The sequence below is a fragment of the Natronocella acetinitrilica genome (assembly GCF_024170285.1).
In the GTDB taxonomy this organism is placed as follows: domain Bacteria; phylum Pseudomonadota; class Gammaproteobacteria; order Nitrococcales; family Aquisalimonadaceae; genus Natronocella; species Natronocella acetinitrilica.
The window spans coordinates 497,679-510,201 of the sequence record NZ_JALJXV010000002.1 but is presented as its reverse complement, the minus strand read 5'-3'; the positions used below and the strand labels follow the sequence as shown (position 1 = coordinate 510,201).

6 protein-coding genes are annotated in these 12,523 nt (G+C 66.5%); 2 read left to right on the top strand and 4 right to left on the bottom strand.

What is annotated here, in order from left to right; translation table 11 throughout:
- Nucleotides 1-101: 101 nt before the first annotated feature.
- Nucleotides 102-821, bottom strand: coding sequence for a DUF429 domain-containing protein (locus tag J2T57_RS05620; RefSeq protein ID WP_253475510.1), 720 nt, complete (start codon nt 819-821; stop codon nt 102-104).
- 111 nt (nt 822-932) lie between these two features.
- Here J2T57_RS05620 and J2T57_RS05615 point away from each other — a divergent pair, with 111 nt between their 5' ends.
- The gene (locus J2T57_RS05615) at nt 933-3,164 is read left to right on the top strand and encodes a patatin-like phospholipase family protein (protein WP_253475507.1); all 2,232 of its coding nucleotides are present in this window, start codon (nt 933-935) and stop codon (nt 3,162-3,164) included.
- 346 nt (nt 3,165-3,510) lie between these two features.
- On the opposite strand, the gene uvrA is transcribed toward J2T57_RS05615, so the two are convergent.
- The 3 genes from uvrA to J2T57_RS05600 all read right to left on the bottom strand — a co-directional run bounded on the left by uvrA (nt 3,511) and on the right by J2T57_RS05600 (nt 11,921).
- Nucleotides 3,511-9,270, bottom strand: coding sequence for an excinuclease ABC subunit UvrA (uvrA, locus tag J2T57_RS05610; protein WP_253475504.1), 5,760 nt, complete (start codon nt 9,268-9,270; stop codon nt 3,511-3,513).
- Nucleotides 9,271-9,753: 483 nt separating this feature from the next.
- Nucleotides 9,754-10,527: an ethanolamine ammonia-lyase subunit EutC gene (gene eutC, locus J2T57_RS05605; RefSeq protein ID WP_253475501.1), complete on the bottom strand. Its 774-nt coding sequence runs from the start codon at nt 10,525-10,527 to the stop codon at nt 9,754-9,756.
- Nucleotides 10,524-11,921, bottom strand: a complete 1,398-nt coding sequence (locus tag J2T57_RS05600) for an ethanolamine ammonia-lyase subunit EutB (protein ID WP_253475498.1) — start codon at nt 11,919-11,921, stop codon at nt 10,524-10,526. The genes eutC and J2T57_RS05600 overlap by 4 nt, the downstream gene beginning before the upstream one ends.
- A 67-nt stretch (nt 11,922-11,988) precedes the next feature.
- Between J2T57_RS05600 and J2T57_RS05595 the strand changes: the two genes are divergently transcribed.
- Nucleotides 11,989-12,417, top strand: a complete 429-nt coding sequence (locus J2T57_RS05595; protein WP_253475495.1) for an NfeD family protein — start codon at nt 11,989-11,991, stop codon at nt 12,415-12,417.
- The last annotated feature ends 106 nt before the right edge of the window (nt 12,418-12,523 follow it).

The following is a 12,523-nucleotide window of genomic DNA, read 5'->3' as shown; positions in this document are numbered from 1 at the left end:
AAGCCGCTCCGGGACCGTCAGCGACAGGGATGTCGCTGTCGAGCTTACAGGGATGTATTCACGGCGAGTCCCGGAGTGGCGTGCCCGTACGACGTTCCCGCCTACGCTCCCCGACACCAGATCCAGCCCTCGCGTCGCGCCAGCGCCAGGTCCTCCGGCGCCACCGCCTCGCCGGCCAGCACATCCAGCCCCGCCCGCACGCACAGTACCGCATCCAGCACATGATCCGAGGCAACGCATTTGGCCTGCTGCGCCTCATCCATGGCTATGCCCTCGGCCAGCCAGCTCGCAAGGCGCCCACGCACCGTCTCACCGTCGGGGCGCTTGTAGCCGCGGGACTCCACCTGATGCGCCCGCAACGTGCCCGCCGGATAGGTCTCGATCACCTTGCCCACCGCCGGTTCATCCAGGCCCAGCAACAGGGGGAGCGGTTGGCCGAGTGCCTGCCGCAACGCCTCCAGCAGCGTCAGCGCCGCCACTGCTGTCCGGGCAATGCGGTCCGCCCCCACCTCCAGGGGCTTCTTCCGCAACCGCTGACGGATCTCCACATCCGTGTACCGGTTGAAAAGCGTCTGTGGCTCCCCCGGCAGGGGCTCGCCGGCCCGGTGATCCCGCAGACCATCTGCCAGAGCCGCTGGCCAGCCCAGCGGCGAATCAATGCAGATCAGGGGCCTGGGGTCATCCAGAATCGCGAGAATCTGCCCCAGCAACGGTTCACGACTGCCTCGAAACAGCCGCTGTAACCGCCATTCGTCGTCACCGTCGCGCTGGGCCAGGGCCACGCCGGAGTTCTCCGGTGCCACCGCCAGATCAAGACCCAAGATTGTGTGACAGGTGGATTGCCTGGAAGCGTCGTCCATAGGGGGAGATACTGTGCCCATTGAAGCAATCACCGCAACTCGTCTCGCCATCAGGGAGGTCCTGTCACGCACATGGATGCGTCGATTTCACGCCGGGTATTGTCGTTCACGCTGAGCGTCCTGCTGCTATGGATTCCCCTGCATGCTGTCGGGCAGTCCGCTGACGAACGCCCGACCATTGCCTTGGTACTCAGCGGCGGCGGCGCCAAGGGCCTTGCCCATCTCGGCGTGATCCGGGAGCTGGAGAATCTGCGGGTGCCGGTGGACATCATCGTTGGCACCAGCATGGGCGCCATCGTCGGTGGCCTCTATGCTGCCGGCTGGGATCCTGTCGAGCTCGAGGGCGAGGTCATCCGCATGGACTGGGGCCGAGCCTTCATCGATACGCCGGATCGGGAAGTGCGCGCCTTGCGACGCCGGCAGGAGGATCGGGACCTGCCCGACCAGATCACCATCGGCGTGCGCCGCGACGGCGTTGCCTTTCCTCGCGGGCTGGTGCAGGGACAGTACCTGATGGTGGGCTTGCGCCAGTTTGCGCGGCGGGCCGAGGGCATTGAGGATTTCGATGCGTTGCCGATCCGCTATCGCGCCATGGCGGTGGACTTGCACACCGGCGAGCCGGTGCTGCTGGCGGACGGCGATCTCAGCACCGCAATGCGGGCCAGCATGGCTATTCCGGGCCTGATCAACCCCGTGGAGCGCGACGGCCGTCTGCTGGTGGATGGCGGGCTGGTCAACAATATCCCCGTGGACGTGGCCCGGGAAATGGGTGCCGACATCATCATTGCGGTGGATGTTGGCGCGGATGCCCTCGGCGCCGATGGGCTGGACAACCCCCTGGCAGTCATGAACCAGGCGCTGGACATCATGATGCGCCGCCGCTCCGAGGAGCTGCTGGCAACCCTTGGGCCGAACGATATCCTGATCGAGCCGGACCTCACCGGCATTGCCATCTCCGCCGTGGACTTCCTGCGAGTGCGGGAGGCCTCTGTCGCCGGTACGCTGGCCGCCCGCGCCCATCTGGCTCAGCTGCTGGCACTGGCCATGGATGAAGAGGCTTATGCAGCCTGGCAGCTTGGCCAGCGCCGCCCACTCATCACCCCCGAAGTACCGGCCTTCGTGCGCATCGACAATCAATCCAGTCTCAGCGACCAGTTGCTGCTGGGGCGAATACGCCAGCAGCCCGGCACGCCGCTGGACAGGGACGCCCTGGAGGAGGATCTCAACATACTCTATGGCATGGGCTATTTCGAGCGGGTGGACTACCGGCTGGAGGAGAACGAGGCGGGGGAGCGGGGCGTGGTGGTGACGGCGGTGAGTCGTTCCTGGGGGCCCAATTACCTGCGCCTGGGGTTGACCCTGGAAGACGACTTCCGCGCCAACGCCAACTACCTGGCCACTGTCAGCTACCTGATGACGGAAGTGAACGCCATGGGTGCGGAGTGGCGTTCCGATGTCGCCATCGGAGATCGGCCGCGGCTGTTCAGCGAGTTCTGGCAGCCCTTCGGCCCACAAGGGCGATTTTTGGCCGCGCCCCGGGTCGATATACAGCGCGAACGGGTACCGGTGTTCGAGGACGGTGATCAGGTCGGTGAGACCCGCGTCAGTCGCCAGCGGGGCGGCCTCCATCTCGGATACGAGATCAGCCCCACCACGGAGGTGCGCACCGGCATCGAGATCGGCCGTGGCCAGTCACGGCCCCGTGTACTGGCACCGGAGCTGGAGCGATTCGATTTCACCAGTGGCGAAGTCTTTTTGCGCCTGACCCGCGATCGCCTCGACAATCCACGTTTCCCCACCCGGGGTTATACGGCGAGCCTGCTTTGGCTCGCCAGCGATGCCGCCTTGGGTGCCGACGAGCGTTATCAGCGAGTGGACGCCAACTGGCTCGGTGCCTGGACGCTGGGGGATAACACGCTGCTCACCGGGCTGCGCTTTGGCAGCTTTATCAGCGGTGACGCGCCGGTGTACGACCTCTACAGCCTGGGCGGCTTCCTCAATTTGTCCGGTTTCCAGCAGGGCGAGCTGACCGGCGCGCATCGGGGTCTGGGTCAGGCCATCTATTACCGGCGTATCGCCGGAGCCGGGGAGGACGGGCTATTCGGCCTGCCGACCTATGTGGGGCTATCCGCCGAAGCGGGCAACGTCTGGGAAGACCGCAGCGATGCGGCGTTCGATGATCTGGTGTATTCAGGCAGCCTGCTGTTCGCGGTGGACGCGCCCATCGGCGCCGTGTACCTGGCCTATGGGCGGGCTGAACGTCGGCGCGGGAATCTGTACCTGTTCCTGGGGCAGCGGTTCTGATGGGGCAGGTTGGTTTCGACAGTCGTGGGTTGCGGTGCGTTACGCGCTGCGCGCTAACACACCCTACGGCTTGGATCGGGGAACCGCGATCCGGTACGCCGCTCATGGACACGCCGTAAACCCATCCATGGGGGCTCGACAGCGACATCCCTGTCGCTGACGGCCCATGAGCGGCGCACCGGACCGCGGTTTGTGCCTGGGGCCTGGGGGGGCAACACCACCGCCGTTGTGGTGCGTTACGGCCTTCGGCCTAACACACCCTACGTTTGGCCGTGCCCGCTGTAGGGTGTGTTAGCGCGCAGCGCGTAACGCACCACAACCCACGCCCGATCACGGCCGCGTGACCTCAAGACTTCCGCGCCGCCGCGGCGTCGTCCGGCCACCGCCGGTCTGCGAGGAACTCCCGCAATATGACCGCCGTGTGGGAATCGCTGGTCTCCACCACCGTCTCGGGCACGCCCCTGGCCACCACCCGGCCGCCAGCCTCACCACCTTCCGGCCCCATGTCGATCATCCAGTCCGCCTCGGCCAGAATGTCCAGATTGTGTTCGATCACCACCACCGTATGTCCCGCATCCACCAGCCGGTGCAGCACGTGGATGAGCTTTTCCACGTCCGCCATGTGCAGTCCTACCGTGGGTTCGTCCAGCACGTAGACCGTGTGTGGCGGCTTGCGGCGGCCGGTGTCGGGGCGAGCCTTGGCCAGCTCCGTCACCAGCTTGATGCGCTGGGCCTCGCCACCTGAGAGGGTGGGGCTCTGCTGACCCAGGGTGAGATAGCCCAGGCCCACGTCCTGCAGCAGCGACAGGGCGTGATGGATCTTGCTATGGGCGGTGAAAAACTCTACCGCCTCGTCGATGGGCATGTTCAGCACCTCGCCCACCGACTTGCCCTTGTATTCAACGGCCAGGGTTTCCGGCGTGAAACGCTGACCGTGACAGACCTCGCAGGGGGTGGTTACGTCCGGCAGAAAGCTCATCTCGATGCGCTTCACGCCCTGACCCTCGCACCCCGGGCAACGCCCCTCCCTGGTGTTGAAGGAAAACCGCCCCGGGCCATATCCGCGAATGCGCGCTTCTTCCGTCTGGGCGTAGAGCTTGCGGATGTCATCCCAGAAGCCCACATAGGTGGCCGGGCAGGAGCGGGGCGTCTTGCCGATGGGGGTCTGGTCCACTTCCAGTACGCGCTCCACAGCCTCCCAGCCTTCCATGGCCACACAGCCTTGCAGGCCGGCAGTGTCGGGCTTGCGTCGATTGGCCACCAGCCGGTGCAGGTTGGTTTCCAGCACATCCCGGATCAGCGTCGATTTGCCCGAGCCGGACACCCCGGAGACCACCACCAGGCGGCCCAGTGGCAGGTCCACATCCACCTGCTTCAGGTTGTTGGCGTGGGCGCGGCGCAGGCGCACCACATGCTCGGCGGGTTCCAGGCGGCGGCTCTGGCGCAGTGGATGGCGCAGCGGATTCTTGAGGCTGCGCCCGGTCACCGAGTCGGCGTTGGCCAGCAGATCCTCCACCGTGCCCTCGGCGATGATGCGCCCGCCCATCACACCAGCCCCCGGCCCGAGATCCACCACGTGCTCGGCGCGGCGGATGGTGTCCTCGTCGTGCTCCACCACCACGATGGTGTTGCCCTTGCCCTCAAGGCGGGTGAGGGTGTCCAGCAGCATGCGGTTGTCCCGCGGGTGCAGGCCGATGGTGGGTTCGTCCATCACGTAGCAGACACCCTGCAGATTGGAGCCAAGCTGCGCCGCCAGGCGAATGCGCTGGGCCTCGCCGCCGGAGAGGGTGGGTGCGGCCCGGTCCAGGGCGAGATAGCCCAGCCCGACCTCCTTGAGAAAGGCCAGGCGGTTATCGATCTCCGGTTTGATATCCCGGGCGATGGCCCGCTCGCGGCCCTTTAGGGCGAGGGCGCCGAACCACTCTGCGGCCTCGTCCACGGACAAGGCCGTCAGGTCGGCGATGGACTGGTCGCGGAACTGGACCGCCAGCGCCACCGGGTTCAGCCGGTGGCCGCTGCAGTCGGGGCAGCTCACCGGTTCCGCCTCGCCATCCTCGGTCCAACTGCTCTCCTCACCGGTTTGCTCCGCGTCGAAGCCGGGGATGACCATCCCGGTGCCATAGCAGCCGGGGCACCAGCCATGCTTAGAGTTATAGGAGAACAGCCGCGGGTCCAGTGACTCGAAACTCCGCTGGCAGGACGGGCAGGCCCGGCTTGCGGAGAAGATGGCGTCTTCCCGGTCCGCCGCCACCTTCAGGGTCTGCTTGCCGTAGTCCAGCGCCTCGCGGATGAGCTGCCGTAACCGTTCGGCGTTGCCCGGTTTCGCCGCGACCCGGCCCACGGGCAGTTCGATGTCGTGCTCCTTGTAGCGGTCCAGTCGCGGCCAGTTGTCGGTGGGCTGGGCCTCGCCGTCCACCCGCAGGTGGGCGAAGCCCTTGCCCGCCGCCCATTTGGCCAGATCCGTGTAGTAGCCCTTGCGCGCCACGATCAGTGGCGCCAGCAGTTCCACCTCGCGGCCGCGGTAGTCCTTCATGATCTGGGCATGAATGGCTTCCGGGGTCTGTTCGCGGATGGGCACGTGGCAGTCCGGGCAATGCTGCGTGCCCAGCTTCACATAGAGCAAGCGCAGAAAATGCTGCACCTCGGTCATGGTGCCGACGGTGCTCTTGCGGCCACCGCGGCTGGTGCGCTGCTCGATGGCCACCGTCGGCGGAATGCCCAGAATGGCGTCCACGTCTGGCCGCGCCGCCGGCTGCACGAACTGACGGGCGTAGGCGTTGAGGGATTCCAGGTAGCGCCGCTGGCCCTCGTTGAACAGGATATCGAAGGCAACGGTGGATTTCCCCGAGCCGGACAGCCCGGTGATAACCGTGAGCTTGTCCCGGGGGATGCGCAGGTCGATGCCCTTGAGGTTGTGCTCCCGGGCATTGCGGATGGCGATGGCATGGTCGGTGTAGAGCGCCGGCGCCTCGGCGACGGCGACGGCGTCGGGAGCCGGAGCCGTGCCGTGATCCGTGCCCGTACTGTAGGGTGCGTTAGCGAAGCGTAACGCACCGTTGTCAGCCTCCGATCGCGCCATTGCCGCCGCATATGCCTCCAAGGCCCGGCCGGTGTGGCTCTCGCGCACCGCCATCACCTGCTCCGGCGTCCCCTCGCAGACCAGGCTCCCACCCTGGTCACCGCCTTCCGGGCCCATGTCGATCAGCCAGTCTGCCGCCGCCATCACATCGATATTGTGTTCGATGACCAGCAGCGAGTGGCCTTCATCCAGCAGCCGCCGGAAGGCCTGCAGCAGCACCGCCACATCGGCGAAATGCAGCCCCGTGGTGGGTTCATCGAACAGGAACAGCAGCCGTTCGGCCCGGCGTCGGCGGCCCGCAGCCTTGGCCAGATGCCCGGCCAGCTTGAGCCGCTGGGCTTCACCGCCGGACAGGGTTGGCACTGGCTGACCAAGCTTCATGTAGCCAAGCCCTACGGCCTGCAATGGCTCCAGGCGCTGCAGGACCTCGTTGTTGTCGGCGAAAAAGGCCACCGCCTCGGTCACCGTCAGGTCCAGCACCCCGGCGATGGACCGGGGGCCGAGTTCGCAGCCCGGCGCCGGCGCCAGCCGGATCTCCAGGACCTCATCGCGATAGCGCTTGCCATCGCAATCGGCGCAACGCAGATACACATCCGAGAGGAACTGCATCTCCACGTGTTCGAAGCCGTTGCCGCCGCAGGTGGGGCAGCGGCCATTGCCGGAGTTGAAGCTGAAGGTGCCGGGGGTGTACTTGCGCTCCGCGGCATCAGGCTGGCGGGCGAAAGCCTTGCGAATGGGGTCGAAGGCGCCCACGTAGCTGGCCGGGTTGGAGCGGGTGGTCTTGCCGATGGCGCTCTGGTCCACCAGCACCACGTCGTCGATGGCCTCGTGCCCCTCGATGGCATCATGGGCGCCAGGCGGCTCGGCGGGGTGGCCCTTGAGCTTGCACAGGGCGTTGTAGAGCACATCCTGCATCAGGGTGGACTTGCCCGAGCCCGACACGCCGGTGAGCACCACGAAGCGTTCCAGTGGCAGGGTGACGTCGATGCCTCGGAGATTATGTTCCCGGGCGTTGTGGACGGTGAGGACTTTGGCCGTGGGATCGGGCTTCGGTGCGTTACGCCTGCGGTTAACGCACCCTACATCCGTGCCCGTGCCCGTGCCCGCTTCGGCTTCAGCGTCTGGAACCGCGCTGTGACCCGGGTCTGTGTTGTAGGGTGCGTTAGCGAAGCGTAACGCACCGTCTTCCCCTTCAAGCCCGTCCAAGCCATCAAGAACCCGCCGCCGCCCTGACAGATACGCCCCTGTCAACGACTGCTCCGCCTGCAGGATTTCCTGCGGCGAGCCGTTGAACACGATTTCACCACCGTGCTCCCCCGGCCCGGGGCCGATGTCGATGATGCGGTCTGCCGCCCGCATCACGTCGGGGTCATGTTCCACCACCAGCAGGGTGTTGCCCGCGTCCCGCAGACGCTGCATCACGCCGACGATGCGCTGCATGTCCCGGGGGTGCAGGCCGATGGAGGGCTCGTCCAGCACGAAAAGGGTGTTGACCAGCGACGTGCCCAGCGCCGTGGTGAGGTTGATACGCTGCACTTCGCCGCCGGACAGCGTTCGGGACTGCCGGTCCAGGGTGAGATAGCCCAACCCCACCTCGCAGAGGTAACGCAGCCGGGTGCGGATGCCATCCAGCACCTGCTCGGCGGCTTCGTCCAGGCCGTGAGGCAGGTGCAGTGCATCGAAAAACCGTCGGCCGCGTGACAGCGGCAGTTGCAGCACGTCGTGAATGCACAGCCCCGGTAGGCCGTGAAAGGCTTCGGTCGGCATGGATGCACCATGTGGCCGGAAGCGCGCCGCCCGATCCAGTACCGCATCACTGTCCTCGTGGCTGCCCACGCGCCAGGCAAGTGCCTCCGGCTTGAGCCGGGCACCGTGGCAGGTGCCGCAGAGGTCATAGGAGCGGTACTTGGAAAGCAGCACCCGCACATGCATCTTGTAGCTCTTCGACTCCAGCCAGTTGAAGTAGTCCTTCACGCCATACCAGCGCCCGCTGCCCCGGCCCGGCTCGCCCTGCATCACCCAGTCCCGGTCTGTCTGGGGCAAATCCCTCCAGGGGATGTCCGTGGCCACGCCCTGGCGCCGGGCATGTTGCATCAGGTCGCTCTGGCACTCGGCGGATTTCCCCGACTGCCACGGCCGGATGGCGCCCTCCGCCAGGGTCTTGCTGTCGTCTGGGATCACCAGGTTATAGTCGATGCCCATGGTGCGACCAAAGCCGCGGCAGTCGGTGCAGGCGCCCATGGGGGAGTTGAAAGAGAACAGGCTGGAGAAGGGTTCCTGGTAGTGGATGTCGCACTCGGCGCAGTGCAGATCGGCGGAAAAACGCCAGGGGTCGCCGGGCTTGCGGTCGTCATCCAGGGGATGGACGGCGATCTTGCCGCGACCGAGTTTCAGCCCGTTTTCCATGGCTTCCACCAGGCGGTCGCGGCGATCCTCGGCGACGCGAACCCGGTCCACCACCACCTCGACGAACTTCTTTGTCAGCCGGTGAAAGCGGTTATAGCCCTGGCGCTCCAGCAGGCTCTGCATTTCGTGCTTGTCCAGTCCCTTGGGCACGTCGACCCGGGCCACCACCATGCAGCGCTGATCCGGTGCCCGGGCAAGCAGGCGGGCCGCGATGCTTTCCGGGTCGTCGCGTTGCACGCGATGGCCGCAGCCGGAGCAGTACAGCGTGGCGAGCCGCGAGAACAGCAGTTTCAGGTGGTCGTTCAGTTCGGTCATGGTGCCCACGGTGGATCGGGACGTGCGCACCGGGTTGGTCTGATCAATGGCGATGGCCGGCGGAATGCCCTCGATACGGTCCGTCGCCGGCTTGTCCATGCGGTCGAGGAACTGCCGCGCGTACGGGGAGAAGGTCTCCACGTAGCGGCGCTGTCCCTCGGAGTAGATGGTGTCGAAGGCCAGCGACGATTTTCCGGAACCGGAGACCCCCGTGACCACGATGAACTCGCCCAGAGGCAGGTCCAGTGTGAGGTTCTTCAGGTTGTTCTGGCGAGCGCCGGAGATGCGGATCACGTCGCGGGTCATGGGTTCCTGCCGCAGTCGGAATCGAGGGGGTGAGCAGTATAACGAATCAACGACGGTGAGACCGGATAGCAGGGGGATGGCTCGTCGGTCAGGGGCCCTTGTCCGGGAACGCCGGTCGGGTGCGCCGATCAGGGACTCGCCGTTAATACGTCCTTGTAGGCTCGACAGCGACATCCCTGTCGCTGACGGTCCCTGATCGGCGCACCCGACCGGCGTTTTTGGCTTTGCCATTGCCGAATCGGTGCGTTACGCGCAAGCGCTAACGCACCCTACAGCGAGCACGGCCAAACATCGGGCACGGCCAAACGTCGGGCACGGCCAAACATCGGGCACGGTCAAACATCGGGCACGGTCAAACATCGGCATCGCCTCACGTTGGGCATGGCCTCACGTAGGGTGTGTTAGGCCGAAGGCCGTAACGCACCGATTCGGCGTTCGGTCTGCCGCCGCCGGTTCGCCGATGATCAACCCGGCGACTCCGCCTCACTCCGTATCCAACCGCCCGGGCGTCGCCTCCGTGCTGATCTCCCGGGTGGTGTCCTTGAGCTTGACGCCGGTGAGTTGCCGTTGCCGCGCGGCCTTCATCAATGCCGCGATCCGGTGCGCCGCAGCCTCCGGCGGCAGTCCGTCGGGACGAATGTTGGAGATGCAGTTACGCTGATGATTCTGCCGGCCCGGGCGTGGGTTCCAGGTGAGATAGGCACCCAGGCTGGCAGGGCTGGAGAGGCCCGGCCGCTCGCCGATCAGCATCACCGCCAATCGCGCGCCCAGAGCCTCCCCAATGGGGTCGCCCAGGGCGACGCGAGCCTGTTGCGCCACCACCAGCGGTGCGATCCGCCAGCCCTCGAGCAGCGGAACCAATGCCGCCAGCAGCGGCGGCGCCACCGCCATGGCCGCCGCCGCCGACAGGCCATCCGCCACCACGATCACCACTTCGTGGTTGCCTTGCACCAGATCCTTGGCATCCTGTGGGTCCAGCAAGCGTCCCAGATCCGGCCTTTGCAGGTAGGTGGGTCGATCCACTGCCTGGCTGCGGACGCGAATCACCGTCTCACACGCAGGCACCGCCTCCTGCAACGCATGCTCCAGCGCGGCCACGTCGAGAGCACCATGCACCGAGTCCCGGGCCATGGCGTGTGCCAGGCGGAAGTCCAACCAGTGCCGGGTGGGCAGGCCGTTGCCGCTGCGGCCCATGCCGATTCGTGCATCGGTGAAGCGGCGCAACTCGCGCCAGGGCTCGTCACCGTTCTCGCTCATGCGCGCCCCCGGGGCTGATCGACAGTCAGCAGGCGCCCAGCAGGGCCCTCTAGCGCCGGGCGCATCCGGCCGGCCTCGGTCATGATTTCCATGCGCCGCAGCCAGGCGGCAAACTCCGGTGCCGGCTGACGGCCCAGCACCTCACGCACGTAAAGTGCGTCATGAAAGCTGGTGCTCTGGTAATTGAGCATGATGTCGTCCGCCCCCGGCACGCCCATGACGAAGTTGACGCCGGCCACGCCCATCAGCGTGAGCAGGTTGTCCATGTCGTCCTGATCCGCCTCGGCGTGGTTGGTGTAGCAAACGTCCACCCCCATGGGCAGGCCCAGCAGCTTGCCGCAGCAGTGATCCTCAAGTCCGGCGCGGATTATCTCGCGACCGTCAAACAGGTATTCCGGGCCGATGAAGCCCACCACCGTATTCACCAGCAGTGGCCGGTAGGCCCGGGCCACGGCATAGGCCCGTGTTTCCAAGGTCTGCTGATCGACGCCGTGATGGGCGTCGGCGGACAGGGCGCTGCCCTGACCGGTTTCGAAGTACATCACGTTGTCGCCCACGGTGTAGCGCTTGAGGGAGAGCGCGGCCTCCCGAGCCTCCGCCAGCAGCGCCAGGTTGATCCCGAAGCTGTCGTTGGCCGCCTCGGTTCCGGCGATGGACTGGAACACCAGATCCACCGGCGCACCCCGTTCCATGGCCTCCATGGCGGTGGTCACATGGGCCAGGACGCAGCTCTGGGTGGGAATGGCATGACGCTCCCGCAGCGTGTCCACCAGCTGCAGCAGCCGGACCATGGTGTCGGTGTTGTCGGTGACGGGGTTGATGCCGATCACCGCATCGCCGATGCCGTACAGCAGGCCATCCAGAATGGATGCGGCAATGCCGGCCTCGTCGTCGGTGGGGTGGTTGGGCTGCAGGCGCACCGCCAGGGTGCCCGGGCCGCCGATGGTGTTGCGAAAGCCAGTCTCTACCCGGCACTTGGCGGCCACGGCGATCAGGTCCTGGTTGCGCATGAGCTTGCTCACCGCCGCCACCATTTCCGGCGTGAGGCCCGATGCCAGCGCCTGCAGCGCCTCGGTGGTGGCGGTATCGGAGAGCAGCCAGTCGCGGAAGCCGCCCACCGTCAGGCTGGATACCGGCTGGAACGCAGCGGGGTCGTGGCTGTCGATAATCAGGCGGGTCACCGCGTCCTCTTCGTAGGGCACCACCGCCTCGTTGAGAAACTGCCCGAGCGGCACATCCGCGAGCGCCAGTTGTGCCGCGACCCGCTCGGTCGCCGACGATGCTGCAACGCCGGCCAGCCGGTCACCGGCGCGGTCGGGCGTCGCCCGGGCCAGCAGGGTGGTGAGATCGGCGAAGTGGTAGCGCTGGTTTCGCAGATTGACGGAATAGGCCATGGTTCGTCCCTGGTCGCGATCACATGAGTATAAGTTAGGCCCCGCGGCCTCTGATACGCTCATTGCCATGACGCCACTGCTTCGATACAGCCTGCTGCAGGTGCCGGGAATTGTGTTCCTGGGGGCCCTGTTGTGGTGGGTAATCGGGCACGGCTGGATGCGCCTCGACACCGCCGCCTGGATCATGGGTCTCTGGCTCATCAAGGACGCGGTGCTGTATCCGCTCTACAAGCCAGCCCTGGAGAACAGCCCCGGCCATGGCACCAAGGCCATGGAGGGGCGCTATGGAAGGGTAGTCATGCCGCTGGAGCCGCGGGGGCAGATTCGCGTCTCCGGGGAGCTGTGGGCGGCGGTGGAGCGACGCCGTCAGCCCATACCGGGCGGCAGCAAGGTCCTGGTGGTGGGCGCGGACGGTCTGACCCTGCTGGTGGAAGCCGTCAAACCGAAGCAAGCCACCAGCGCAGAGGCAGGTACAGCAGGGCCATCGCAAGACTGATCAGGCCCGTGCTCACCAGTAGCACCCGGCGGCCTTCAGCACCCCGGGCGGCGGCCCCGGTGAGGCGTGCTATGCCCCACGCGGCCACCGCCCAGAAGCCGAGCCA